The 26713-nt window shown below is 41.6% G+C and carries 26 protein-coding genes; 15 read left to right on the top strand and 11 right to left on the bottom strand.

The features are described from left to right. Positions 1-525 precede the first annotated feature (525 nt). The 11 genes from QZT26_RS07700 to purN all read right to left on the bottom strand — a co-directional run bounded on the left by QZT26_RS07700 (position 526) and on the right by purN (position 14556). Positions 526-1518, bottom strand: coding sequence for a hypothetical protein (locus tag QZT26_RS07700; protein WP_295101491.1), 993 nt, complete (start codon positions 1516-1518; stop codon positions 526-528). A gap of 18 nt (positions 1519-1536) precedes the next feature. Further along, positions 1537-4197 (bottom strand): DEAD/DEAH box helicase, encoded by a 2661-nt coding sequence (locus QZT26_RS07695; protein ID WP_295101490.1) that lies wholly within the window; start codon positions 4195-4197, stop codon positions 1537-1539. 6 nt (positions 4198-4203) lie between these two features. Next, a complete protein-coding gene (locus tag QZT26_RS07690) occupies positions 4204-5211 on the bottom strand; it encodes a diguanylate cyclase (protein ID WP_099323601.1) in 1008 nt (335 codons plus the stop codon). A 31-nt stretch (positions 5212-5242) separates the two neighbouring features. After that, positions 5243-5593: a DUF5615 family PIN-like protein gene (locus QZT26_RS07685; protein WP_099323600.1), complete on the bottom strand. Its 351-nt coding sequence runs from the start codon at positions 5591-5593 to the stop codon at positions 5243-5245. 2 nt (positions 5594-5595) lie between these two features. Next, positions 5596-5841 carry a DUF433 domain-containing protein gene (locus QZT26_RS07680; protein WP_099323599.1) on the bottom strand — a complete coding sequence of 82 codons (246 nt, stop codon included), beginning with the start codon at positions 5839-5841 and terminating at the stop codon, positions 5596-5598. Between the two features lie 249 nt (positions 5842-6090). After that, positions 6091-8988 (bottom strand): response regulator, encoded by a 2898-nt coding sequence (locus QZT26_RS07675; RefSeq protein WP_164994907.1) that lies wholly within the window; start codon positions 8986-8988, stop codon positions 6091-6093. A gap of 13 nt (positions 8989-9001) precedes the next feature. Continuing rightward, the gene (locus QZT26_RS07670) at positions 9002-9988 is read right to left on the bottom strand and encodes an ABC transporter substrate binding protein (protein ID WP_295101486.1); all 987 of its coding nucleotides are present in this window, start codon (positions 9986-9988) and stop codon (positions 9002-9004) included. A 54-nt stretch (positions 9989-10042) separates the two neighbouring features. After that, on the bottom strand, positions 10043-10921 hold the full coding sequence (locus tag QZT26_RS07665) for a PhnD/SsuA/transferrin family substrate-binding protein (RefSeq protein ID WP_295101484.1): 879 nt from the start codon (positions 10919-10921) through the stop codon (positions 10043-10045). Positions 10922-11112: 191 nt separating this feature from the next. After that, positions 11113-12906: a TonB-dependent receptor gene (locus QZT26_RS07660; protein ID WP_164994912.1), complete on the bottom strand. Its 1794-nt coding sequence runs from the start codon at positions 12904-12906 to the stop codon at positions 11113-11115. A 135-nt stretch (positions 12907-13041) separates the two neighbouring features. Continuing rightward, positions 13042-13911: a carboxypeptidase regulatory-like domain-containing protein gene (locus QZT26_RS07655; RefSeq protein WP_099323594.1), complete on the bottom strand. Its 870-nt coding sequence runs from the start codon at positions 13909-13911 to the stop codon at positions 13042-13044. A gap of 15 nt (positions 13912-13926) precedes the next feature. Beyond that, positions 13927-14556, bottom strand: a complete 630-nt coding sequence (gene purN, locus QZT26_RS07650; protein ID WP_099323593.1) for a phosphoribosylglycinamide formyltransferase — start codon at positions 14554-14556, stop codon at positions 13927-13929. A gap of 115 nt (positions 14557-14671) precedes the next feature. Between purN and hemL the strand changes: the two genes are divergently transcribed. From hemL to QZT26_RS07575, 15 genes are all read left to right on the top strand, one after another. Then, positions 14672-15964, top strand: a complete 1293-nt coding sequence (hemL, locus tag QZT26_RS07645) for a glutamate-1-semialdehyde 2,1-aminomutase (RefSeq protein ID WP_205713398.1) — start codon at positions 14672-14674, stop codon at positions 15962-15964. A gap of 57 nt (positions 15965-16021) precedes the next feature. Continuing rightward, positions 16022-16642 carry a hypothetical protein gene (locus QZT26_RS07640; protein WP_099323591.1) on the top strand — a complete coding sequence of 207 codons (621 nt, stop codon included), beginning with the start codon at positions 16022-16024 and terminating at the stop codon, positions 16640-16642. 8 nt (positions 16643-16650) lie between these two features. Then, entirely contained in the window at positions 16651-16905 is a 255-nt protein-coding gene (locus QZT26_RS07635; protein ID WP_157775583.1) for an AtpZ/AtpI family protein, read from the top strand. Beyond that, positions 16868-17323: an ATP synthase subunit I gene (locus QZT26_RS07630; RefSeq protein ID WP_099323589.1), complete on the top strand. Its 456-nt coding sequence runs from the start codon at positions 16868-16870 to the stop codon at positions 17321-17323. Before QZT26_RS07635 ends, QZT26_RS07630 begins: the two co-directional genes overlap by 38 nt. Before the next feature lie 234 nt (positions 17324-17557). Further along, positions 17558-18331, top strand: a complete 774-nt coding sequence (gene atpB / locus QZT26_RS07625; RefSeq protein ID WP_099323588.1) for a F0F1 ATP synthase subunit A — start codon at positions 17558-17560, stop codon at positions 18329-18331. A 108-nt stretch (positions 18332-18439) separates the two neighbouring features. Next, positions 18440-18766: an ATP synthase F0 subunit C gene (atpE, locus tag QZT26_RS07620; protein ID WP_164994913.1), complete on the top strand. Its 327-nt coding sequence runs from the start codon at positions 18440-18442 to the stop codon at positions 18764-18766. 173 nt (positions 18767-18939) lie between these two features. Beyond that, positions 18940-19212 carry an ATP synthase F0 subunit C gene (atpE, locus tag QZT26_RS07615; RefSeq protein WP_099323586.1) on the top strand — a complete coding sequence of 91 codons (273 nt, stop codon included), beginning with the start codon at positions 18940-18942 and terminating at the stop codon, positions 19210-19212. Positions 19213-19236: 24 nt separating this feature from the next. Further along, positions 19237-19746, top strand: coding sequence for a F0F1 ATP synthase subunit B (gene atpF, locus QZT26_RS07610; RefSeq protein ID WP_295101480.1), 510 nt, complete (start codon positions 19237-19239; stop codon positions 19744-19746). Next, positions 19736-20284 carry an ATP synthase F1 subunit delta gene (gene atpH, locus QZT26_RS07605; protein ID WP_295101478.1) on the top strand — a complete coding sequence of 183 codons (549 nt, stop codon included), beginning with the start codon at positions 19736-19738 and terminating at the stop codon, positions 20282-20284. The genes atpF and atpH overlap by 11 nt, the downstream gene beginning before the upstream one ends. A gap of 128 nt (positions 20285-20412) precedes the next feature. Then, positions 20413-21921: a F0F1 ATP synthase subunit alpha gene (gene atpA, locus QZT26_RS07600; RefSeq protein ID WP_295101476.1), complete on the top strand. Its 1509-nt coding sequence runs from the start codon at positions 20413-20415 to the stop codon at positions 21919-21921. A gap of 3 nt (positions 21922-21924) precedes the next feature. Continuing rightward, positions 21925-22797: an ATP synthase F1 subunit gamma gene (gene atpG, locus QZT26_RS07595; protein WP_295101475.1), complete on the top strand. Its 873-nt coding sequence runs from the start codon at positions 21925-21927 to the stop codon at positions 22795-22797. A gap of 138 nt (positions 22798-22935) precedes the next feature. Beyond that, entirely contained in the window at positions 22936-24354 is a 1419-nt protein-coding gene (atpD, locus tag QZT26_RS07590; RefSeq protein WP_295101473.1) for a F0F1 ATP synthase subunit beta, read from the top strand. Between the two features lie 2 nt (positions 24355-24356). Continuing rightward, positions 24357-24761 (top strand): ATP synthase F1 subunit epsilon, encoded by a 405-nt coding sequence (gene atpC, locus QZT26_RS07585; RefSeq protein WP_295101472.1) that lies wholly within the window; start codon positions 24357-24359, stop codon positions 24759-24761. Positions 24762-24892: 131 nt separating this feature from the next. Then, the gene (rfbB, locus tag QZT26_RS07580; RefSeq protein WP_295101471.1) at positions 24893-25915 is read left to right on the top strand and encodes a dTDP-glucose 4,6-dehydratase; all 1023 of its coding nucleotides are present in this window, start codon (positions 24893-24895) and stop codon (positions 25913-25915) included. A 23-nt stretch (positions 25916-25938) separates the two neighbouring features. Beyond that, positions 25939-26391 carry a hypothetical protein gene (locus tag QZT26_RS07575; RefSeq protein WP_295101469.1) on the top strand — a complete coding sequence of 151 codons (453 nt, stop codon included), beginning with the start codon at positions 25939-25941 and terminating at the stop codon, positions 26389-26391. Positions 26392-26713 lie beyond the last annotated feature (322 nt).

Raw genomic sequence — 26713 nt, 5'->3', positions numbered from 1 at the left:
CCGGAAACTCTGTTCTTTAAAACAGAAGCAACTATTCAGCGTAATCTATTAAACTACCGAAGCACAACTCGTTCCCAAACCTTGTACTGAACATAGTGAAGTATCTGATTGGGTACGTAATGGCAATGGAAACTACATTCGTGGGTTCAGGTTTTTGACCTGAACCAAACGTTTTATACTTTCAATCCCGCCTTCTATTAACAGAACAAATGACAAATAAATTCCAAACAGTCATCATGTTTCATTTCCAACACCCAGAAACGATGAAAATGGTTTTATAGCAATATCATATTGCGGTACCTGTGCCTGAGTTATTTTTTGTAGTCTTATTTTCGAGCCAGGGATTTAGTGATTTGGGCTTTGGAATTTTACCGCAGTACAGGCCTCATTATCTGCATAAACTCATGGGTTCAGGTTGTAAACCTGAACCCGCCGGGAACCCTGTCAGGGTTGTTTCTTTCATCTTCATAGGAAGTGTACAAAAAAATTGCTGCAACATCTGAAATGAAAAATGTCGCTGTAGTGTTATTTCTTTTTGATGGTCTTTTTAGTGGTTTTTTTGCTCTTGGCAGGTGTCTTTTTGACGGCCTTTTGTACCGGTTTTTTCACTGTATTTGCCTTTGAGGTTTTCTTTGCAGATTTTAAGGCGGCCTTCTTTTTCCCTGTGCTTATAGATTTTTTAGCGGGTTTTTTTGTGCTGACCTTGCTTGTTTTTGTAGCGGTGCTTGCCTTCTTTTGCGCAACATCTTTACCTTTAATTTTCGCCTTTGTTTTTGCTTTTGTATCAGGTGTGGTGTCCATCTCTATACCAAAAACGTATGACAAATCCTGGTCTTCAATGATTCGGGAACTTTTTCTCTTTGCCCGTGTAAGTAATTCTTCCGTTTTATCTTTGACCGTTTCCGATATCAAATCGTCAATTTCGATCTTTCGGAGCAGGAAGAATAAATTCGGGTCGTCATCAAGCCTTGCCCCTACCCCATAAAGGGTAGCCGCAATGTGTTTGCACATGCTTGCCCAGTCGGGACAGCTACAGTCAAATTTTATTTCTTTCGGAGATGGGAACAGCCCTTTCCCATGAGCGGTAAAAAGCTCGTCTAATGTTTTTGGGAACTTTCCCATCAAAAGCTCCTGCATCGAATCAAGCTTGCCTTTGCAAAAATCCTTTACCTCTTCCCAGATGTTTCTTTCAAGCATATTTATTGTTATTTTTATGGAATAGGGGCTTGAATCTGACCCCTGTACAAGTGAGGTTATCATGCCTTCGCGTATCTGAAGGTCAAGTACTGAGCCGCAGCGCACGTAGCTTCTTCCTCTTCCGATACGGTTGCTGTAGTCGGCGTATCCTTCTAAATTTTTGTTCCATGCCTTTCCCCACCACGTTTTTGCAAGGGTATTACCCGCCAGTATCACGGGCTTTATATCTTTGTTTTTCTTCATCAACTGCTCTAACTTCCTTTTTGCTCTCTGCTGTTTTTCCCCAACGGAAACATATCTTGGGAATCCCCAGTAACTCATAATTGCCTCTTTCCTCCATTATAATGTTAATTTGAAAAGGTCAACCAGCGCTTTATTTTCCATTTCTGTTATCATGGACTCGCCGGTGACTTGTATAACGTCTGTCGTTAATTTTGTTTTTTCACGCAACATATCATTGATTTTTTCCTCAATAGTTCCCTTTGTTATGAATTTATGCACGATAACGTTCTTTTTCTGTCCGATGCGAAACGCCCGGTCTGTCGCCTGGTTCTCAACCGCGGGATTCCACCATCTGTCGAAGTGGATGACGTGATTTGCCTCTGTCAGATTTAACCCGACGCCTCCCGCCTTTAGCGACAATACCATATAAGGAATATACTCCCGGTTCTGAAATTGTTCCACAATATTTTTCCTCATGCCAACGGAGACGCTCCCGTGCATTACCAGTCCTTCGCGTCCAAATATTGTTTTCAAAAATGCGTGCAGGTGGCCGGTTATTTCTTTAAATTGGGTGAAGATTAATACCTTCTCCCGCTTTTCATAGATCGTTTCGCAAATTTCACGCAGCCGCATAAATTTTCCGCTGTCGGCTTCCTCATATCCGCCTGTTCCAAGAAACTGGTCAGGGTGATTGCAAAGCTGCTTAAATTTCATTAATGACGCCAAAATAAGACCCCTTCGCTGAACGCCTTCTGTCGCTTCAAGTTTTTTCGACAGTTCTTTAACGGTGTTTTGGTACAGGACGATCTGTTTTCTGCTTAACCCGGCATAGGTGTACATTTCAACCTTTTCCGGCAGGTCGGAAATGACCGTTTTGTCGGTCTTTAATCTCCTTAAAATATACGGGCTGATGATCTTCTTTAACCGGGTGTATCCGGTGTGATTCTTTTTAACGCTGCCCGCAAATTCGCTGAACTCTTTTGCGTTTCCGAGCAGGCCGGGGTTCAGAAAATCAAACAATGACCACAGATCAGACAGCCGGTTTTCAACTGGAGTTCCTGTCATGATAATTCTATTTTGTGATTGTAATGTTTTTATATTACGTGTCTGTTTTGTGCCTGGATTTTTAATTGCCTGTGCTTCGTCCAGGATTACATAATGCCATACATATGTTTTCAGCCATTCATATTTTTGTACAAGGGTGTATGTAGTGATTACAAGATCAAGTTTGTTGAGCGATTCTTCATCTTTTACCTCAAATTTTTTATCTTTGTGTGCTTCCGGATGGGCGACAAAATAGTTCAGATCGGGCGCAAAACGGTTTATTTCATTGCTCCAGTTTGATATGAGGGATGCTGGGATTATCAGCAGACTGGCGTTTTTCTTTTTTTTATTCTTCAGAAGATGCAGAAATGCCAGTATTTGTATCGTCTTGCCAAGCCCCATATCATCAGCCAGGCATGCCCCGAAGTGCAGGGAATCCAGAAAACAAAGCCAATTAACACCTTTTTCCTGATAGGGTCTGAGCTGTGCCTTAAAGGTGTGATCCAAACATGCCGGGGGAATCAAGTCATGGTTTGCCAGTTTTTCCATTACTTGCTCCAGCCACTTTCCGTTTGATACTTCAATATTGTCATCATTTTCAGTCAAACCAAGCAAATTGTTCGGGTTCAGTTGCAGCCTTAGTGCGTCCCGCAGGCTGAAATGCTTATCTTCCGTTAATTTGCGGGCGTTCTCATAGGCGTGAAGAACCTGTTCAAGCTTTTCGGCGTCAACGGCAACCCATTTGCCCTTGATGTATGCCAGACCGTCAGTCTCCGCCAGCAGCCTTCTTGCCTCCTCTTCGGTAACAGGCGTATCGCCAAGAAGCAGGTTGACGTTGAAATCGAGTAGTGAGTCCATTCCAAGAAAGGTTTCTTTTTTGCCCTCTAACTGAATGTTTACCTTAAGCGGAGATGATGCAGATTTCCACCAGTTGGGGATACGGCACAGGATACCGTATTTTTCATATGTGGGAATTTCTTTCAGAAAGCGGTACGCTTCCTTTTCGTCCCATGCCAGTGGATGAAACAGTTCGCCGGAGTCAACGAGATGGGAGATCAGATCGCTTTCTTTTGCCGCAAGGTGTACGGTGGAAAGAAGGTCCAGCAGTTTTTCATTGTTCCCTCCATATTCCGTCAATGCGTATTTTAAGGGGAGGTGTTTTGATTTGCCCTGTTTGTCGCCTTGGGTGGAATAGGTGGCGAGAAAAGCAAAGGGATAATCCTGCCGTTTATTTTCAACGAGATGAAAATAAATGCGTCCGACAATATGTAAATCAGGGCTGTAGGTATGGATGAAATCCTCTACCGTTCCCCGGTAAATACTGATTTCGTATTGAAATTGCGCATTGAGCATATGCCAAAGCAGTTTAAGAAGTTCGGCGTTAAGGTACTCGAAACCCGTCATGAGTGGGGCACGAATCAGCATCTCAGCAATATCTTCTTTCCCTAATGGAATGGCTATGTTGTTTCTGATAGTTTCAAGATCGGGTATATGGCGCAGCTTATTTGAAAATTCAGAAGTGAAATATCGCCAGTAATCAAGGGATGGTGAGAGCGGGATGGATTGGTCTGAAAAGCTAAGGAATAAAAGGAAGGATTTAAAATCGGTTTTAAAACGGCTGTGTATCTCATTTTGCAGCAGTTGTTGATTTTTGTCTATCCTTTCCTTTACTTCATTCCACTCCAACTGTAAAGTGCCGTTGGGCATGACTATTGCGTTTAGTTCAAAATTCATAATAATCTACCATTTAATAAGATTGCGTCCTTCGTATTTTGCAAGATAAAGCGCTTTGTCTGCTTTGGAAATTAACTTTTCGGGAGACGAGGCGGCGCTTGGAACCTCGTTTGAAATGCCAATGCTTACGGTGATTCTGCCGCTGGCATTGGAATCTTTGTGGGGTATGTTCATCGCCTCAATATTCGATTGCATTGCCTTTGCAACCATAACGGCACCGCTTTCATCTGTATCAGAAAGCAGGGCGACAAACTCCTCTCCGCCGTAACGTGCAATTATGTCGCACTCTCTTTTCAGGGCGCTGAGGATGGCCATTGATACTCGTTTAAGGCATTCATCACCTTTCTGATGGCCGTAGGTATCGTTATAGTTTTTGAAGAAATCAATATCAATCATCAATAGGGATAGCGGTTTTGCCAATCTGACGGATTGTTTCCATTCATTGTGCAGCATTTCGTCGAAAAAGCGCCTGTTAGCGAGTCCTGTCAGACTATCGGTCCGCGAGAGCTGATGAAGCTTTTCATTTGCCTGTTGTAATTCCTGGTTTGTTTTTTCCAGCACCTGCGCAAGCGTAAGCAGTTCTTTCTCTCTGTTTTCGCGCTCATCCATTTCTTTTTTTAATTTAAGTACAGAACTCACCCGTGCGATTAATTCGACCGGATTTAAAGGTTTTTTTATATAGTCTATCGCACCGGCGCCAAATGCCTGTTTTAATCCTTCATCCGTATCCTCCGCCGTTATCACTATGATTGGAATATTTTTTAAATGCCTTGTTGCATTTATTTTCAGGCAGGCTTCCACTCCGTTTGTACCTGGCATGTTAATATCCATAAGGATTAAATCAATTTCACATTTTCTATTTTTTGAGTTTTCATCATCCAAACCCAATAAATGAAATGCTTCCTGAGCGGAATTGACAAAAAATAATCGTGAAAATCCTTCCGGTATTAAAAATATTTCTATCTGTCTTTGTACGTGTTTGGAGTCGTCAACGACGAGTATCGGGTTATTCATAGACAATTTATACTTGTTTCTTAACAATGGGTCATTCGTTTATACGTATGCGAACACGATATCTGTCAACTGTAATTATTACTTTTTTTTCAAGAATGTCTTTATGCTTTTCTATTAATCGCAGTAGTATTTTCCCCTGGTCTTTGGCGGGAATATCTACCAATCTTATTATTGCCGGGTGAGGTTTATTATAGATAAAAATAAGTTCTCCAAAATCCTTATCTGCTGTAACCAGTATCAGGTTTTCATCAAGCGCCCTCCTCATAATCACTTCGTCTCCAGGATCCTCACCACCCTCAGGTATCCATAAAGCATTATAATTTGCGCTTCTTAGATCTCTTACCGCAAAACTTGAAATACAACTGTCAAGTAAAAATTGCATGGTCAATTCTTTACCAGGGCTGGTTCAATCCTATCATGAGCAACCATTCGATATGCATAGATCAAACATGCTTGGATATCTTCTTTTTCCAAAAAGGGATAGCCTTCTAATAGTTCTTCAATTGTTGAACCGCTGGCAAGCATTCCAAGTATATGTTCAACAGCTATCCGCATTCCGCGAATAATTGGCTTTCCGTTGAAAATTAAAGAATCGAAGGTAATGCGTTTTAAGAGTTCTTCGTCTTTCATAATTTTCCCCCAAATTTAAAACTGTTCAAACTGACCTTCAAATAGTCATTATATATGTTTAAAAAACATTATTATACCGTAACCGGATTTTTATGGTATCGGAATTATAAGAGTGAAACAAGGCCTTTTCTCGTATTAATCAGGAATAAAACATTTTTCTTGTAACGGCAAGGCATGCCTTGCTATTACAAATCATAGCCCCTATAGGTAATTTTTTTCCCAAAAAATTAAAATGTTCCCGGTATCGTGTTATTCATAGACAATCTCCACTTGTTCAATGTACTGTGACATTGCGTGAATCCATTTCTGCATTTCTGCTACGTGTCTGTTTTTAGCGCTTATTTCAAGGAATTTCCCCATGTCGGTAAGTTCGTCAAAACCATAGCCTCCGCTTGCCCCTTTTAACCGGTGCGCCAGTGTTTCGATTGTTTTGTAGTCTGTGTTCTGTAATGCGGCAGTCATCGTCATTATATCGCTTCGTACGTCTTCAATAAATTCAGGAGTAACATTTTTAAATATCGGATTAATTGAAACAAATAATTTATTTTCAACAGTAATTTCATTCGTAACCTTACCTGCTGAAAATGCCGCTTTTTCTCCGTCTGTCGCCGGTGTGTAATTTGCATGCAAAGGGACATATTTATGTATGGCGTCGATAAGCGTTTGTTTTTTTATTGGCTTAATCAGGTGGCAATTGCACCCGGCGTCGATGCTTTTTTGTTCATCTCCTTTAAATGCATGAGCTGTTAATGCAATAACAGGCGTTGCTTTCAGCCCGAGTTCCATTTCGTATCTTCTTATTTCCCTTGTTGCGGTATAACCATCCATTACGGGCATTTGTATATCCATTAATACAAGATCGTACTTTTCGTTTTTAAATTTTTCCAGACATTCAAGTCCATTTTCCACCACGTCCACTTTAAAGTTTGTTTTATTAAGATAGGCTTGTATCAGTACCCGGTTGTGATAGTAATCTTCAACCAGCAAGAGCTGCCGGGTGGGAACGCTTTCAGGTATTTGAATAACGGTGCGAGATGCCGGCCCGGTAAACGGTATGGTCTTTTGTGGGTCTATGACGGCGTTAATGCTGGTGAGAAGGTCATGTCTTTTGATGGGTTTCACCAGATATGTGGTTATTCCTAATTCTTTTGCCCTTGCCACATCCCCGCTTTTATTGTCAGAGGTGAACATCATAATAATCAGACCGGCAAGCTCCGGATCGTTCTTGACGGAACGCGCAATCTGAAACCCGTCCATGCCGGGCATGCGACAATCAAGGAGAAGGAGGTTGTAAGGTGTTCCGGCGTTCCTTGCCCGTTTGAGTTCGTTTATACCATTTTCTCCGCCTTCTGCTTCGGCGACGGGAATATCCCATCCGTGCAGCATATCACGTAATATCATGCGGTTTGTGGCATTGTCGTCTATTATCAGGACGTAAGGTTTTTCAGCGCCCGATAACGGTATTTCTTTTTGTTCCTGAGGTTTAGGATGAACATCAAAGGTTACGGTAAAATAAAAGGTGCTTCCTTTGCCCGGGGTGCTTTCTACCCAGATTTCTCCATCCATTAATTCAACCAGGCGTTTGCAGATTGCAAGTCCCAGCCCTGTTCCACCATATTGGCGCGTAGTGGAAGAATCCACCTGTGAAAAAATATTAAAAATAATACTTTGCTTTTCTTCCGGAAGGCCTATTCCGGTATCAGAAACCAAAAAAAGCAGCATGCCTTTTTTGCCGGGCAGTTTATTACGTTTTCCCGTCAGAAGAATCTCTCCTGTCCTGGTAAATTTAATGGCATTTCCAATTAAGTTTGTTAGTATCTGATGCAAACGCACCGGGTCGCCGATGAAAGAAGTAGGAATATCCTCGGCTAAATGGCAGTTCAATTCGAGGCCTTTCTCGTGGGCGCGGAACGCCATGACTTCGCACGTCTTTTCTATTTGTTCACGCAGATTAAATTCAATGTGTTCAATGGTGATTTGCCCTGCCTCTACCTTGGAAAGATCAAGGATGTCGTTGATTATCTGGAGGAGATTTTCCCCTGCGTTGCGGAACACCTTAACGTATTCAGACTGCTTGGGCGTCAACGTTGTTTCCCATAATAAGTCTGACATGCCTATAATAGCGTTCATGGGGGTGCGGATTTCATGGCTCATGCTGGCAAGAAATTCGCTTTTGGCATTATTGGCGGCGACTGCTGCTTCCCTGGCTTTTTCCAGTTCCGCTTCAATCCGATGGCGTTCATCGATTTCCTGCTTTAAAAGGTTATTTGATTTCAGCAGTTCCGCCGTCCGTTCTTCCACCCGCATTGCCAGCGAATGGCTGTAATCTTCCAGTATTTCATAGTAGTTCTTTAGCTCCTTTGACATGATGGAGAATGTTTGTGCGAGCACGCCAATTTCATCTTTCGAGTTAAGGATGCTGTTTTCTGAAACGGAAAAATTTCCCTTTGCAAGTTCTTGTGCCATTTGCGCAAGTTTTATAAGCGGTTGTGCGAGCCGGGAAGAAAGAAAAAGCACCAGGCATGAACCGATCGCAATAAAGACGATAGTCGTCAGACCGGAACGTATTATAATGTTGAATATCTGCTCTTTAATTTTGTGACGTGAAGCGGAGAGTATCTGGTAGAGGTTTTCCAGTGAATATCCGAGCCGCAATACTCCCCACTGATCAGCGCTGACGTGAATGGGCACGATAAATTCCATATAGGGTGTCCCGTCTTTTTCAAACTCATTGATGGTTGCATTTTTTTGAGCTATCGCAAATGTATCGTCACCGCCTGAGAGGATACTGTCATTCAGTTCTGGTTTTAATGTGTGAATGAGTGCAAAACCTTTTAAATCGGCGAGGATGATATATTTCAAATCGGTATTTTCCCTCACGGCTTTATTAGTCTTGCTGAAGATATCAAGGAGGTTAAATGATGCAAGCGCATCTTCCACCTGAAACGCCAGATTGTCGGAAAGGGTTTTTCCCTGCTTGCGCAGATTATCCTTTATTAACTCAATCCGTTGTTCAAGTTCCCCTGTCAATATTTCCTTTTGAGAATAAATCTGAACAAGGGTCAATATTGTCAGAAGACCAATAATCAACCCCAGCATTGTGATAAGGAGTTTCCATTTTATACTGTTTCTTGTCCGGATATTCATTGTCATATGTTATTTATTCAATAAACTCATTCACAGAGGAAAACGCCTTTGTATTCAGTTTTATGCCATACAGTTCCAGTTTTTTAACGTTTATGGCTATATAAGTGCCCGCCGGATTTTGTACCTTTTCGACAGCGCCCTTGTTTGATAAAAGATTTTGCGCTATTTTAGCGGCTTGTTTTCCCATTGTGGCGACATCCGCCGAAATAATAAACGATGCGCCGAAATCTGTAAAGAGTTGGTCATAGGAAAAGACAGGTATTTTTCTTGCATCGCATTGAGCAAAGATTTCTTTCACCTGTGCCATACCGGAAAGAATAACGGGGTCTGAAATTAACCAGAGTGCATCAACCTTTGGCAGTAGGTAGTTGAGCGCATTGTTTACCTCCTTTTCTTTTGCGATAGACTTCCCTATAATTTGGATTCCGGCTTGTTTGGCTTCGGTAACCGCTGCCCCGAACCATTCTTTATTGTGGTTTTTGCTATAGAGAATGCCCACCGTTTTTATGTCAGGAAAGAAATAGCGGTACATCATTGCGTTTGTAAGGGGGGGTACTTCGCTGGCGATAACATATGTTTTGTCGGTTATCGCGAAACGCTGCCAGTTAATACCCAAAGAGTAAATGATATTGGCGTCTTTCGCAACCCTGCATGCCAGAAGGTAAGCCTTTGAACCTATAGAAAAAATCATATCGGGGTTTTTGTTTAATAGCGTTTTTTCTAAGGCCTTTTCATCAAGCCAGTTACTCCCTATATCAATTTCTGCAACTGCGCCATCAAAATGAGTTTTAAATACGGTTTGTATCATGGAATATTTTTTTACCGACTCATTGGAATTGATGATCAATGCCCCGCCTTTTTCGTCTGCCGGTAACATACCGGCCAGAAAAGCCGTCGCAACCAGCAGCATCGAAAGCGTGATAAGGTGAACCCTTTCAGCCGCTTTTTTACGTGCGCAGTTTTTTATCTTTTTTGCCAGATTTTTAACCGTTATGATCATGAAATACTTTCTATATGTGGTTTCTCTCTTCTTCAGGTAGGAGGGTTTTACCCGTTAACGCAATAACTCCAAATCACTTTCATCGGGCATTTTCCAGCCATCAATTCCAAACATCTGAAGATTACTTTTTCCCTCAGGCGTTTTTCCCATATTTTTAATTATTTCCAGCAACTCCGTCGCCCCTTTACCGTATTCCGTCGGTATTGCCACAACCGGGAGGAGGGATTTTTCATTTACTGCAAGAATGGAAAGGTTTTTATATAATCCATTATTTATGTCCGCAAGCATCTCAATGCTGTATTCAGTGGTCAATGCTGCCTGGACGAGGCCAAAACCAACAGAGATAAGCGCATCAATATCCTTGGGAACATTGAGAATTTGAAGTGTTTCCGGAATGTTTTTGTCATTTCCAGTCAGCATCGACTGGAGAAATTTTACCGTGTATTCTTTACTGCCTGAAGAAGCAACGCTGCTGCCCTTCAGCATTGACAGGGAATCGATGTTTTTCTTGGCGATAAGCACCTTTTTTTGTATAGAATTGCCATCTAATGTGCCAATGAGCACGGGATTAAGAGAGGTAAAATGCCTTAATTCTTTATAATACCAGCTTGAGAGGATAAAAATGCAATTATGCTGACCTCTGGTTTTGTTCTCAAAAGTTTTTCTATCGCTGAAGGGTTGAAACTGGTATGGGCCGATCTTTTTTAAGTACAGGTCGAATTTTGTTTTCAGAGAGGCATAGTTGTCGATATTTGATTCCGGGTTATAAAAATATATCGTACACTTTGATTCGCCAAAGGCCGTAAGCCCGGTGTGAAAAGGTATTAACAGAAGAAAAATTAACAATATCAGATAAATAAGGGATGCTTTTACGGAAAAAAGAAAGGAAGGTTCTCTGGTAATCGTTATTTGCAAAAAGGCAGATTTGATCATGTAGCGTATTATAAAATTTTAGACGGGTGCACTCCCGATTTTTTTTAATAAATAATTATTTGGGCTTAAAATTGCCCCATGCTTCCCTGTCAGCGTGCATGGGTGTATAGGGCAGGCTGCCTGCCTGGATATTAAATATTACAACCAGGATGCTTGTGTTACATGGAAATAGACGCTTTTGTAATAATACATCAGAATCTCCATGTTAATTTTGCATACACAGCGCGTTCTATTTCGGTAGGCGCTACCGATCTGGCATTGTATTCAAGGTGGTTATCGTCAAGTAAATTTGTTCCCACGAGGCTTGCTTCAAGGTATTTTGTGATGTGCCATCCGAGTCTGACGTCAAAACGAACATAGTCATTAATATTTCTGTCAAGACTGGTAAAACTGTCAACATAAAAGAGGGCTGCGTCGAGTTCCATGTTGTGCGGCAGGTTTAATAATGAACGGATATTGAATTGACTATGAGGGTCTGACAGGGGATCAGTTGATGTAAAATTAGTAGAATCAATATCAAAATAGGTATAACTTTGGACTAATCTCCATTGATTGGTTATTTGCCAGTTTAAGGTTGTTTCTATGCCATAACTTTCTACGTCAAAAATATTTTCAAACGTTTCGTCGTTAACATCGTTTATTATGCTGTCGTACATGTTGTAGAACGTGGCAATATCCAGTGAAAGTTTTTTTGAAAACTGAATGCGGTATCCTATTTCATAGGCCAAAAGATTTTCAGCATCCAGGTCATCGTTGCCGGTAAAGTAATAATAGGGTGAATAATCAATTATTATATCCGATTCAACACGGGAAGGGGTTCTCACCGCTCGTGAAACGGCAGCCCATACCGTTTGGGTATAGGTAAATGCCCAGAGTACCCTTAAACTTGGTTGTATTTCAAACCCGGTGTAATCATTGTGCTCAAACTTGGTTCCGAAGGTAACCTTCACCGTATCTTCGAAAAAGGAAAATTCATCCTGCAGAAACATGCTGAATAAGTTGTTTTCCCTGTTTTGAGGATCAAGCAATAATCCGTCATCGTCTTCGGTGTCGTTCTGCGTGTAACGATATCCAAGTCCCCATATAAATTCATTCCAGCCGGTAAGACGCAAACTATGTTGAAAATCAATGTCAAAGGTGTCGCGTTCTTCCTCAATGCTTGTAGTTATGCGGTTCGTTCTGTCATAATATATCTGCAACATCATGTCTGAAGTGTCCGAAATGGCATGTTTCCAGTTGGCCCGTAAATTACCGCCTGATACATAGATGTCAGAACTCTGTCTGAAATTATTCCTTTCGCTTTCATCACCCGTGTAAATATCGCCTTGAAATGTTAACACATCTTTACTTGAGTAATCCCAGTCAACCCTGAAACCGGCACGTGCAGACTCCCAGCTATCGTTTGCGCTGTCACCTGATTCAAGAACGAAATCGTCATGGTTGAAATATTTTGAATAGATGCGGAAATAGGCATTCCCGCCTATCTTGCTGCCATAGCGAAGCCCTCCCATGCCCCGTTCTTCGCTGCCTGCGCTTCCAGTGAAGAGTCCGCCCTGGGTGTCTTTTGCGCTTTTTGTGATGATGTTTATAATTCCGTTAACGGCGTTGGCGCCCCACAACGCGCCTCCAGGACCTCGGATAACTTCGATACGTTCTATATCTTCCAGCATTGTGTCCTGAACATCCCAGTATGTTCCCGAAAACAGGGGGGTGTAAACTGTGCGTCCGTCAATTAAAACAAGTAATTTATCGGCATACCGGTTATTAAAGCCCCTCATCGTTATTGCCCATTTATTTGCATCAATCCGTGCAACGTGTACCCCTGGCGCCATCCGGAGTACTTCAGGAATACTGTTTGCGCCTGAACGGCGTATATCTTCCTGTGAAATGACAAAGACTGCCGCAGGTGTTTCTGAAACTTTCTGCTCACGGCGTGATGCGGTGGAAACAACACTTTCTTCCTGCAACCATTTTAACTCTTCCATAAATTGATTTTGCAATATCGATTGTTGAGATATGTTATCTTCGGGTAGCGCTGATTGAGGGGGGAAGGCAGCAAACAGGGGCAGAATAAAAAGAAATAGGATAATCGTATTTTTCATTGTTAATGTTATTAATGTTTATTTTTCATCCATTATGATTTCAATTTCTTTCTCTTCTGCTTCACCAAGTTCTACCGCTGTCTTTGATTTTTTATAGCCGCTTCTCCTTGCGATAATTTTGTAGGAACCGCCTTTTAAATTGGTAAATTCAAAGTAACCGTTTTCGTCTGATTTTGTTTTCTTTTTTGTTTTGCTTCCCTTTTTCAGCCGCAGCTTAACTTTTTCCAGTAGTGTTCCTTCAATGTCAATTATCGTACCGGAGATGTTGCTGTTCTTCGTAGAGGGATACAAGTAGGTAATCCCATCCATGTCGTCCTGGTGCAGCGTCCTTTGGCTGGTATCGCCGGCGAAACCATAGCCATACATCGTCTTTTCAGAATCGCTGTTGCTATAAAGATCCGCCAAACTGAGGGAGTGACCGAGTTCATGCGTGCCTATATTCTGCACGTCAAATTTGTCTGACGAGCCGTCTGTGCTCCAGGTATTTTTGGTGTTAAAACGTATATCGCTGTCAAACATTTCTCCGGACGTATAAAACCAGAAAGAGTTTTGCCCCAATACCCCTTCTTCCTTAATAGTTCCAAAATCAATAATATTAATGCCGTCTGGTTCGCCGTGGTTTTTTTTTGAGGTTGTGCCACCATCAATGAATACAAATGTAGATGTGTCAACGTCTGTCCATGTCTGCATTGCCGCCAATATAGCGTCAAGGCTGCCGGAAGGGCCGTCAGTAGTGTTGATAAGATACGTTACCGTATCTTTTTTCCATTTTATTTCTTTTCCTTTATTTGTGGTACTGACTTCAAAACCATATATTTTTAAACCGCAGAGATTTAATGCTATGATTATGATAAAGGGAATAATATAGTTCCATCTTGTTTTTGTCATAATTATTCGACTCCTTTACTCTTTTTTTAGTATAACTATCCTTCTGCCCTCTCTCTTTAATCTGCCTTCAGCGAACAGGCGGATTGCTTCAGGGTATGCGGTACATTCTTCCTTAAAAACCCGTTCAGCAAGTGTATCCGGCGTGTCGTCGTCAAATACGGGCGTAGTCCTCTGTATGATAATGGGGCCATTATCATACACGTTATCCGCAAAATGTACGGTACACCCGGATACTTTTGCGCCATACCCGATAACCGCCTCATGCACTTTATGCCCGTAATATCCATGTCCGCAGAAAGCTGGAATGAGGCCGGGGTGGACGTTCATTACCCTGCCGGAATATGTATCCGGAATTTTATATAAATGCATAAAACCCGCAAGGGTGATTAGCTCGATAGGGTATTCCTCCAGTTTTTTGGTAATTGCTTCGCTAAACGAATTGACGTCTTTGTATGAAGAACGGGAAACTACTGCAGTAGGAATAGCATTTATCTTTGCACGTTCCAGCCCTTTTGCATCAGGGTTGCTGCTGATGACTATTTGAATCTTAGCAGGCAACGAGCCAGACTTTATGCAGTCGATAAAATTTTGCAACGTTTTACCGTTGCCGGAAATTAAAACAGCGATACTTATGATTTTTCTCATGGGTTATACGCAATAATAGTTGACAAAAAAAATATGTTTTGCTATGATTCCCGCTTTCCAAGATTTCAGCTTTAGAGATAAGAATTTATACTTATATACAAAGATTAGGTTATATATGTCAAAGATAATTACTGAGAAATCAAAAAAGGCGTTTCTGGATGCGCAGAGTGTCATACCTGGCGGAGTAAACAGCCCGGTGAGGGCTTTTGGTGGCGTGGGCGGCACGCCTATCTTTATAAAGTCCGGTTCGGGGTGTTGCCTTACCGATATAGACGGCAATAGGTATGTAGATTATGTTGGTTCATGGGGACCTCTGATTCTTGGCCATGCTGACCCGAGAATTGTAAAAAGGGTAAACGAAGCGGTTGCGAATGGCACCAGCTACGGCGCTCCAACGGAACTTGAAATACAACTGGCAAAACTTGTGAAGGAAGCGATGCCGTCTATCGAAAAGATCAGGATGGTGAACTCCGGCACAGAAGCAACTATGAGTGCAATCCGTCTCGCCAGGGGACATACAAAACGCGATGAGGTTATTAAGTTCGAGGGTTGTTACCATGGGCATGTGGATAGTTTGCTGGTACAGGCCGGTTCCGGCGCCACAACATTAGGCATGCCAAACAGTCCCGGGATTCCCGGCGATTTTGTAAAACATACCATTTCCCTTCCCTACAATAACATTGATGCGGTAAATGAGGTTTGTTCCAGGAGAGGTAATGAAATTGCATGTATTATTGTGGAGGCAGTCGCCGGAAACATGGGCGTCGTTCCGCCGGCGAAGAATTATCTGGCAGGATTAAGGGAAATAACGAAAAAATATGGTATTGTCCTCATCTTCGATGAGGTAATGACCGGTTTCAGGGTTGCGCATGGCGGCGTGCAGGCGCTTTACAACATTACACCTGATCTGACTACGCTGGGGAAGATTATAGGGGGAGGGCTTCCTGTTGGTGCATACGGCGGTAAAAAAGAAATTATGGATGGCATATCTCCTGTAGGCCCCGTGTATCAGGCCGGTACCTTATCAGGTAATCCCGTAGCGATGACTGCGGGGATTGCTACTTTGGAAATATTAAAAGACAATGCTGTTTATAAAGGCTTGGAAGAAAGGTCAAAACAATTAGCGGCTGGTATGGAGAAGGTATGCAATGATGCCAATATTCCTGCATATCATACCAGGGTAGGGTCTATGTTGTGCACCTTTTTTACAAGCAAACCGGTGGTTGATTATGCTACTGCAAAACTATGCGATACTGGCAGATACGCAAAGTTTTTTCACGGTATGCTTGAGCGTGGATTTTACTTTGCCCCTTCGCAGTTTGAAGCGGCTTTTGTTTCGACCGTGCATGGCGAGAAAGAGATAAATGATACCATTGCCGCGTTTGGCGAAGTGGTGAAAACGCTATGAAAATCTTTATATGCGGTTATATCCGAAAATCAAAGAGTTGGGAAAAAAGGTTTTGATATGACAAATGTAAATGACGACGCGAAAGTGATATTGGAACGGATAAGTTCTATGTGTTTAAATGCCGAGTCTGTTTTAAATTTGTGCATGCTGGGGTTCTTGAAAAATAAAGTGGAATTGCTTGATGATGCACAGAGAATCAGCAGATTGGTGCATGACGAAGAAAATGAGACGGTAAGCATGTTAAGCGGTGTTAATAAAAATGACGAATCTGAGAAAAACCGGTTTAAAACTCTGGCAGTCGTAGTGGGACATATAGAGATGGCCACGGATGTAATGGATAACATGATACGTCACATTCGGGTCAAAATAAATGAGAAATTACTCTTTGGCGATAAGGCTGCAAATGAAGTGACACAATTATTTAAAGAGACATTGGATGTGTTAAAAACTGCTAAGGATGCTATTTTGACAAAAAATGAGTTGTTGAGAAAACATGTGTGCGATAAATATGATAGCATAAGCAGGCTTGTTTGCGATTATTCAGAAGAACATGAAGAACGATTGATTATGGGGATATGTCAGCCGAAAAGCGCCTCTTTGTATTTAAATATTGTCGATTCACAATCAAAAGTGGCAATGCACATTAAGCAGGCGATAGAAAGATATTTTTCCCAATAGGAGCTATCTTGTTTTTTATTAAGAAAGACCCTGAGACATACAGAATAATAGGTCTGGTTGGGAGTTTCGGATTTACAACGGCGGGCGCTTTGGCCGGTGGATATTTCCTGGGTACTTATGTTGACAAAAGATATGGAACCGCTCCATGGTTTCTAATGATTTTTCTGTTTTGGGGTGCTATTGGCAGTTTTATTAACTTTTTTCAAGTAATAAAAAAAATATCTGATGAAAACGAGAACAAGTCTGCAGGACGAGAAAACTGATACTCTTTCTCTGGATGAAGGATTTCCCGGGAGAGTCTTCCAGATGTCATTTTATTTATCGCTGATTATAATAGCGGGTTCGTTTTCTTATATGTCCGCAAAATTGACGTTAAGTGTTGCAATAGGGTGTTTCATTAGTTTGTTGTTGTTTAAAATGTCGTGGTGGGGAATACGTTTTGGTGTTGAGAAAAAAAGGGCGCAAATAAAGGGGTTTATCCTCAAGGTGAGTATTGCGAAGTATTTCATAGCGGGGGGGATGCTTTTTTTTGCATGCGTCTTTTTAGAGGTCAATATAATCGCTCTGTTTATAGGACTAAGCATGGTAATGGCCGTAATAATGCTGAAAATATTGGGGAGCTTGTTCGTAAGGCAATTGAACAATAGGGTAAAATTCCCTTACGAAAAGGTGAATGGTTAGTATCTTGTCAGATTAGTAATTTCTTTGCATTTTTTGGCAAAATATTTAACGGTGAAATTGGTCAATTATAAGCTTGTGCCGTTTCTTTAATCTCTGGAATCGTTCGGCTGAGCTAACGACGAAATCGGTATAATCTGTGGTTTCTCTTTCGTATTTCGCTTTTAGTGCTTGTTTGGTTCTGGCTATGCCAGCTTAGGTTTAAAATAGAATTCATATCGAAAGGAGCAAGGGAGAGTGTCTGCTGAAGGTCACGGCGGCGATGGTGGTACTTCCACCGAATTGCCATCATTTTTAGATTTTATTCCATCGGACGCACACAGTCAGTTTTTTGGTTTGACAAAACATGAGTGGGTACCGATAGTGATGTCTGCGTTGATAATCATTTTTCTGGGACTATTTTCCCTTCTGGCAACCCGGAAATTACGGATGGTGCCCGGGAGGATTCAGTCCCTGTTGGAACTTATAGTTGAAGGGCTGGAAAATTTTACAAAATCACAGATGGGGCGGGTGGCAGAGCGTTTTATACCTTTTATTGGCACGTTCTTTATTTATATATTTTGCATGAACATGTTGGGGCAGATACCCCTGTTCCATTCACCTACGAGTAATTTAAACACAACAGTTGCACTTGCGCTTATTGTTTTCTTTGCAACGCAGTATCAAGGGATAAAGAGCAAGGGAGTTTTTGGTTATCTTAAGCATATGGTGGGTAAACCTGTATGGCTTGCACCACTTACCTTTCCGCTGCATATAATGCAGGAAGTGCTTTCCCGTCCCCTGTCGTTATCCATGCGACTCTTTGGAAACATCCTGGGTGAGGATACGGTGATTGCGATATTTATCGGGTTTGCTCCCTTTCTGCTTGGTTTTATACCGTTACCGATACATCTGCCAATGGTATTTCTTGCTTTACTTGGAAGCACTATCCAGGCGATGATTTTTGCGCTTCTGGCGAGTTTTTACATTGCAGGGGCTATTGGCATCCACGATGAAGAAGAACATCATTAAGTTAATCTGCAACTGCGCAGTGGGTTCTGGTTTTCATTTTTTATCTCTCCAATAAGAGTTTGATGCTATTTTTAAATGGTTCAAATTTTCAATAAAAGGAGTAGTGAAATGGATTATTTTGTAGCATTAGTGATTGGAATTCCTGTAGTTGCAGTTGCAGCGTTTGGTTGTGCTCTCGCTCAGGCAAAAGTGGTGAGCAGCGCCGTTGAAAGTATGGCGCGGCAGCCTTCGGTTGCGGCGAAGGTGCAGTTGGCAATGATAATCGGAATTGCCTTTATTGAGTCTCTTGCGATTTATTCTCTAATGATATCGTTTATGCTGTTTGGAAAACTGCCTAAATCTGAGGAGGTTCTTAAAATATTCAGGAAGAATACTTCAAACGAAGAATTACTTTCGTCTGCCGCGGAGATAGTTCTTCAGTTGAGCGCGAAATAACGGGTATTTTCTGCTTCTTATCGCGCTCTGCATAGAGTGTTTTGTTACATAAGATGAATAGTATAGTGCGGGAAAAAGAGGAGAAGAAAGTTGTGCTGCAATCAGAAAAAGATTGCGATTGAAGTTGGTGATATCTGTATTTTAAATTACTTTTTTTAGAAGGAGGGGTATAGGTGGTATATTTTGCTTTATTAGCTATTGCAGTGTCATTATTGGCTATCGCTGCCTTTGGGTGCGGTATTGGACAGGGAATTGCAGTTTATGGTGCGGCAAATGGTATGGCCAGACAGCCTGACATGGCGGGGAAGATACAATTGGTTATGTTTGTTGGTCTTGCGTTTATTGAATCTCTGACGATTTATTCATTGATGGTGTCTTTTATCCTTCTTGGAAAATTGCCGAAGACGGAAGCTGTTTTAGAGGTAATTCAACACGCTATCAAGTAAGAATTGATGTAGGAGGAGATTTCATTGGACATTTTAAATACCCTTGGAATAAATTTTAAGTCTGTTATAGTCCAGGGCGTTGGGTTTTTAATACTGCTTTTTGTTCTCAAAAAGTTTCTTTTTGGCAGAATATCGGCTCTCATGAAGGAGAGAAGCGAAGGGATAAAAAGCACTTACGCAAAGATAGAAGGGGACAAGTCCGCTGCCGAAAAGATGAAAATCGACTATCAGGTGAAACTTGCTGAGGTCGAAACTGCTGCGGCAATCAAGATTCAGGAAGCGATCGATGAAGGGGGAAAACTTGGCGAAGGGATTGTAAAGCGTGCGCAGGATGAGGCGGAACTGATTCGTTTGAAAGCACAGGAAGGCATTGAACAGGAAAGAAAAAAAGCCATTACCGAGATCAGGAACCAGGTGGTTTCCCTTTCTATGCTGGCTTCTTCACGTATAATTCAACAGTCCATCAATCAGCAGACTGCGGAAACGTTGGTTGATGATGTGATTAAAGATATGGGGGGGGTGAGTGTTAGATAAGAGCGTTGCGGTTACTTTTGTGAATGCGCTTCTTGGAGTGGCGGCTGATAAGGATTTGCTCGGACAGGTGGAAAAGGATCTCGATCTGCTTTCTGATACAATGGCAAGGCATGAAGATTTTAAGAAGGTGCTCCTACATCCTTCCATAACACGTAAGGAAAAGAAAGATACTATCAAAGCAGTGTTTGGCGAGTACGTTTCCGGACAGATGATTAACTTTTTGTATTTATTGGTGGATCGTAGGAGAGAGGTGCTTTTAGACGTAATCCCCGATGTGTACAGAAAGGTTGTTGATAAAAAAACAGGGGTGATCAGGGCAAAAATACAGGCTGCAATACCTATAGTTGGCGAGAGACTGGAAAATCTCAAGGCAGGCATTAAAAAACTCACCGGTAAGATTGTGGAGATAGAAGTTGTTGAAAATCCTCAAATACTGGGAGGACTTGTAGTTGAGATTGAAAATAAAATGATTGACGGCAGTGTTGTCAGCCGGTTGAGAAATTTAAGGTCGAAACTTATGGAAATCAGGGCAAATTAATCATAGCAGTCTGCTTGTTTCTTAAAGTTGGAAAGTCACTATGAGTATTATATTCTTGGCCAGGTTTGTTTCGTGTCAGGTGTAAACTTGCCACATGATTTTAATGGTTTATACAGGAGTAGGAGTATATGGCGTTAGGGGATATTGCTTCAATCATAAAAAGAGAAATTGAAAGCTACGAAGAAAAGTTAAAGTTAGAAAATGTCGGCCACGTGATGCAGGTTGGTGACGGCGTTGCCCGTATTTACGGTCTTGATGAATGCATGTCAAACGAATTATTGGAGTTTCCGGATAACGTATATGGCATTGCCATGAATCTGGAAGAGGATAATGTAGGCGCAATTTTGCTTGGTTCCGAGGATAAAATAAAGGAAGGCGATGTTGTAAAAACTACAGGGAAAATTGTTCAGGTGCCGGTGGGCAAGGCGATGTTGGGGCGTGTAGTGAATGCCCTTGGCCTGCCGATCGATGGAAAGGGTCCGATCGCTACCGAAGAATTCCGGCCCATAGAGGGCGGTTCTCCGAACGTAGTGGAAAGACAGCCTGTAAAAGAACCTTTGCAAACAGGTATAAAGGCGATTGATGCAATGATTCCCATAGGAAGAGGGCAACGTGAACTGATTATCGGTGACCGGCAGACAGGGAAAACGGCGATTTTGGTGGATACCATTATCAACCAAAGAACATCAGGGGTGTATTGTATCTATGTGGCAATCGGGCAAAAGATGTCTACGGTTGCGAGCGTAGTGAAGACATTGGAAGAAAATAATGTCATGGACAATAGCATTGTTGTGGTTGCATCTGCCGGAGATCCCGCTCCATTGCAATATATAGCGCCCTATGCAGGTTGCGCTATGGGAGAATATTTCAGGGATAACGGCATGCATGCGGTTGTTATGTATGATGATTTATACAAGCATGCGATTGCATACCGACAGATTTCTCTCCTTTTAAGACGTCCACCGGGGCGGGAAGCATTTCCGGGAGACATTTTTAATTTGCATTCACGTTTGCTTGAAAGAGCGGCGAAATTCAACGATGAGCTTGGTGCTGGTTCTCTAACAGCCTTGCCCGTGGTAGAAACACAGGGCGGTGATTATTCTGCTTATATTCCGACAAATGTTATTTCCATTACAGATGGACAGATTTATCTTGAAAGCGATTTGTTTAATGCCGGCGTAAGGCCAGCGATTTCTGTAGGGTTGTCTGTATCCAGGGTGGGAGGAAACGCACAGATACCGGCAATGAAAAAAGTTGCAGGCATGTTGCGGCTTACATTGGCGCAATACAGAGAAATGGCTTCGTTTGCGCAGTTTGGTTCGGAATTGGATAAATTTACCCAGGCCCAAATCGCAAAAGGTGAACGACTGGTAGAAATCCTGAAACAGCCGCAGTATGAACCCGCTTTGGTGGAAGATCAGATTATGGCTATTTTTGCCGGAATAAACGGTTTTTTGGATGATATTCCGGTTGACAAAATAAAAAAATTCGAGAAAGAATTTCTTGCTTTCATGAAGCAAAAACACGCCTCGATAAGTTTGGAAATTAACGAGAAGAAAAAAATCGACCAGGAATTATCGTCGAAGCTGGAAAACGCTATCAGGGAATTTAAGCAAATTTTTGACAAGAAGGGTTAGCGGATGCAGAGTACGCGCGAAATTAAAGAGAGAATCAGAGGTATTTCAAGCATAAAGCAGATTACACGGGCTATGGAAATGGTAGCCGCGAGCCGTTTTAAAAAAGTGGAAAGCAGGGTGTACGCATCGAGAACTTTTGCAGAAAAACTTCATCAAATGGTAAGTGATTTAATTTCTTCTTTGCCGCAGGAAAGCGCTTACCGCTGGTTTGCTAAAAAAGAAAGCGAGAATTCTCCGGTAAAAATTGTGCTAATCACTGCGGATAAGGGATTATGCGGTGCATATAATAATAACATTATTCAAAAAACAGTGAGATTTATTAAAGAAAGCAATCGGCAAGTGAAATTAATCCTTATAGGGAAAAAGGCGAATCTGTATTTTTCGAAAAGAAGAGACGTATATTCAATCGAAGAGTATATCCCTGAAAGTGTGGAAAAGCTGGGTTTGGATTGGGTTAAATCCTTTGCTGCAAAATTAATCCTGGACTATAATGATCAGGAGTATGGAGAGTTGCATGTATTTTTTACCAAATTTCACACCATAATGCAGTCGTTTCCTGCAAGCATCCGCTTGTTTCCTATTGAAAAGGAAGGATTTGGCGGGGAAGGAAGAGAAAAAAGGGAGTACATTGTAGAGCCTTCCATCGAAGATATTCTCAATAATATATTCCCTAAATATATCGAGACGCAGATATATCAGTGCATTTTAGAATCGCTGACGTCTGAATTTGCGGCCAGGAGAGTTGCCATGATTGCTGCTACCGAAAATGCAGGGGATATGATAGATAACTTGACAAGCATCTATAATAAAGCAAGGCAGGAGGCCATTACCAAAGAATTGCTTGAGATAGTTTCAGGTGCTGAAGCTTTGGCATGATAAATGGTTATCAGACAGGATTTTATCTTATTTAAGCGGCTTTCAGGTATTCGCTGGTAATTATTGGATAGAGAGACATACTTTTACCGAACTATCTGTTTTCGACAGAGGAAATAATGGAAGGAGTGGATATATAAAGTGGTAAATATAACGGAACCTAATAATGTTGGGCAAATTGTACAAGTAATAGGACCTGTAGTTGATGTGAGATTCCAGTCGGGAAAATTGCCGCCAATTAAAAGTGCGGTTAGTATTAATGATGAAAAGAAAAAGATTTCTGTTGTTGCGGAAATTGCCCAGCATCTTGGAAACGATACGGCAAGATGTATTGCAATGTCTTCAACCGATGGACTTGTGCGGAGTATGGACGTGCTGGATGAAGGGGGCCCGATAACGGTTCCTGTTGGCAAAGAGGTGCTTGGAAGGATTTTTAATTTGTTAGGGCAGCCGATTGATACCAAGGAAGAGTTCCATGCGAAAAAACGTCTGCCCATTCACCGTGCACCACCTTCATTTGAGGAGAGAGAGACGACTACCACCGTTTTGGAAACGGGCTTGAAAGTTATTGACCTTCTTGCTCCGTTTGCCCGTGGTGGAAAAATTGGTATGTTTGGCGGCGCAGGGGTTGGGAAAACGGTGCTGATTATGGAGCTTATCAGAAGTATTGCCACGGAACACGGCGGCTATTCCGCTTTTGCGGGCGTTGGAGAAAGAACCCGCGAAGGAAATGATCTGTGGCTTGAAATGAAAGAGTCGGGGGTTATCGATAAGACCGTTCTTGTCTTTGGCCAGATGAATGAACCGCCCGGGGCAAGATTAAGGGTCGCATTGACCGCTCTGACCATGACGGAATATTTCAGGGATGTTGAGGGGCAGGATGTCCTTTTGTTTATTGATAATATTTTCAGATTCGTTCAGGCTGGTTCTGAGGTTTCTGCCCTTTTAGGCCGTATGCCATCTGCTGTAGGTTATCAGCCTACCCTCGCTACTGAAATGGGTGACTTACAGGAAAGGATTACTACTACGAAAAAAGGTTCTATCACTTCATTGCAGGCGGTGTATGTTCCTGCGGATGATTTTACCGACCCTGCTCCCGTAACGACATTTCCTCATCTGGATGCAACTATTGCTTTATCAAGACAGATTGCTGAACTGGGTATTTATCCCGCTGTTGATCCTCTGCGATCTACTTCGAGGATATTGGATCCAAGAATATTGGGACAGGAGCATTATGAGGTCGCAAGGGAGGTGCAAAGGATATTGCAGCGCTTTAAGGAATTACAGGATTTCATTGCGATTCTTGGCATGGAAGAACTTTCGGAGGCAGATAAAGTATTGGTTGCCAGGGCAAGGAGATTACAAAGATTTTTATCTCAACCTTTTTTTGTTGCAGAACAGTTTACCGGCACGAAGGGCAAGTATGTGCCATTAAAGGAAACCATACGTGGTTTTAAAGAGGTAGTGGAAGGTAAATATGACAACTTGCCGGAACAAGCCTTCTATATGGTAGGGGGTATTGAGGAAGTGGTTGAAAAAGCAAAGCAAATGGGTGGTTAAGCATGACAAAAACGTTTGATTTAGAGATTATAACTCCGATGAAAACAGTATTTAAAGGTTTGGTAAAGAGTATAACCGCTATGGGAACACAAGGTTCGTTTGGAATATTGATTGACCATGCACCATTTATTACTGAATTACAGACGAGTATCCTGACGATAAAGGACGAAAAAGACTCTACGGTAAGCTTTGCGATTGATGGGGGTTTTCTTGAAATGGATGCGAATAAAGCAATCGTACTGGCTGATTCGTGTGTTACAAAAGAAGAAATAGACATTGTGAAAGTTCGGGAAGAGAAAAGATCTGCGGAAGAGGCATTGAGCAAAGAAGAAGCCCGTGGACAGAAAGAACACGTTATGGCAACGCTGAAACGTGCGGAAACATGGTTGAGTCTTGCGAATAAATAAAAGAAATCCATGTAGAGACGCATTGTATGCGTCTCTTTGTGGAAATATGGCTGAGTTCTGCAAACAAATAAAAGCAGTGTAAAGATTCCCCGGTGTGGTTTTAGGCCGGGGCTGATTTTCTGGAGCAAATTATGGCAATACTGATAACGGGTGGCGCTGGATTTATCGGGAGTCACTTTGTCCGCCGTATGGTTAAGCATAACCATGTCGTAGTGCTTGATAAATTGACTTACGCGGGCAATCTGGAAAATCTAAGAGATATTCGTGAAGACAGGGAATTTTCCGGTTATTTCAAATTCTATAAGGGCGATATTTGTAATCAGGAATTAGTTGACCATATAATGTCCACCGAAAAGATTGATGTAATTGTCAATTTCGCAGCGGAAACACATGTTGACCGTAGCATACTCAGCGCTGGTACGTTTATAGATACTGATATAAAAGGGGTATTCGTACTGCTGGAAGCATCACGCAGATATACCATTAAGAAGTTCATTCAAATATCAACGGATGAAGTGTATGGCACCGCCTTCCATGATGCTTTTAAAGAAATCGATTCGTTAAACCCAAGTAATCCATATGCAGCCAGCAAGGCGGGGGGGGATCGCCTTGCATTTGCTTACTGGAATACGTACAAATTGCCAATTATTATAACCAGGGCGTCCAATAATTACGGATCTTATCAACATCCGGAAAAGTTTATTCCGCTTTTTATTACCAATGCAATTGAAGGGTTAAAACTTCCGTTGTATGGCGATGGAAGGCAGGAAAGGGACTGGATTCATGTGGAAGACCATTGCGCTGCTATCGATTTTATCATTGAAAATGGGAAAGAGGGTGAAGTCTATAATATTGGCGGTGGAAATGAAAAACAAAATATAGATACGGCGTTATTTATATTAAGCGTACTTGCTAAAGATGAAGGTATGATAGAAAGCGTAAAAGACAGGGAGGGGCATGATCGGCGTTATGCTCTGGATTGTACGAAACTGAAGTCTTTAGGATGGAAACCGCAGATAGATTTTGAGGAAGGCTTGAGAGGCACAATAAAATGGTACGAAGAAAATGAGCAATGGTGGAAGCAAATAAAGAATGGTGAATTTGTGAAGTACTATGAAACACAATATAACCACAGATTTGCAGGGAAAAATTAACATAAAAGTTTCGGGATGATTTAATGGAACAAATAAAAAATAATACAATAGCTGAGTTTTTAGAAAATATACTGAAGAAAAAAGAGGAATTCTTTTCAACAATACAGGATTTTGACGGAACAGGGGATAATTGCTTTAAAAAATGCGCACTGGTTTATATGTCCGTAAAGGTGTTTCTTATTCTTTTAGCGACGTGTTCAATAACGATATTGTTTTTAATGCCGGGATTTCAGGAATTTGTCGAAGAGACTTCCAGGCTGAAGGTTTTGCTTTTCACTTCCCCGGTAATTCTCGTTATTCTTTTTAAATTATATTTCATAGGCATGGTCTTATTAACATATGACAGGTCGAAACGTATCATTCGGTTGGCAATAAACAATATGGTGCGAGAAATGACAAATATTGCTTTAAAATTACGGACTACAGCGCCTTTGGGCTTGAGGTATGCATATAGTAAATTTGCAAAATATAGATAGAAGACGAAATAAATGAAAAGATTTTGTACATGATGAAATTAATAAAACTAAAAAATATAAACGATAGAAAAAGGAAACTTCTTGAAAAAAGTTTCCTTTTTTTATCGGTTTTTTTATTGTCTTTATATGCGGGAAAGCAGCGCTTTCTCAAACCGTAAAGACGTTTACTTATGTTACGGGTATAGCCCTGGTTAATATAGTCAAACAAATCAGGTTTTCGAAATTTGCTCGCCAATAATTTGAAAATTTTCAGTTAAAAGAGTAGACAATTCATCTGTATACTCGTTAATATTTTTGAAAAAACTTAAACATTTGTTTTTAA

This window comes from uncultured Candidatus Kuenenia sp. (genome assembly GCF_900696675.1).
In the GTDB taxonomy this organism is placed as follows: Bacteria; Planctomycetota; Brocadiia; order Brocadiales; family Brocadiaceae; genus Kuenenia; species Kuenenia stuttgartiensis_A.
This window is presented reverse-complemented; position numbering and strand designations above follow the sequence as displayed.